This window comes from Microbacterium sp. K35 (genome assembly GCF_004794375.1).
Lineage (GTDB): Bacteria > Actinomycetota > Actinomycetes > Actinomycetales > Microbacteriaceae > Microbacterium > Microbacterium sufflavum.
The window spans coordinates 1-304 of record NZ_SSDM01000347.1 but is presented as its reverse complement, the minus strand read 5'-3'; the positions used below and the strand labels follow the sequence as shown (position 1 = coordinate 304).

The following is a 304-nucleotide window of genomic DNA, read 5'->3' as shown; positions in this document are numbered from 1 at the left end:
TCGACGCTCCCCCCTCCGCGCCGCGCCGCCCCGTGGCCGTCCGTTCGCCCCTCGTGCGACGCCTCGCGCGAGACCTGGGGCTCGACGTGCACACCATCACCCCGAGCGGAGCCGACGGCGCCATCACCCGGGCCGACGTCCTGCGCGCCGCCGTGGACCACGCGGTCGACGGCGTCACGGCGCCGCATCACACGGCCTCCGACTCCGCGGCCCTCGGCACGACGGCAGGCGCCACCTCGGCCTCCGGCACCGCAGCCCCGACCTCCACGACCGGCACCGGCGAGCTCGACGGCCTCCCCGTGCG

At 78.6% G+C, this 304-nt stretch carries 1 protein-coding gene; it reads left to right on the top strand.

The annotated features are described in order from the left end of the window. On the top strand, positions 1-304 hold a 304-nt coding region (locus tag DW299_RS14015), incomplete at both ends, for an E3 binding domain-containing protein (protein WP_205814407.1).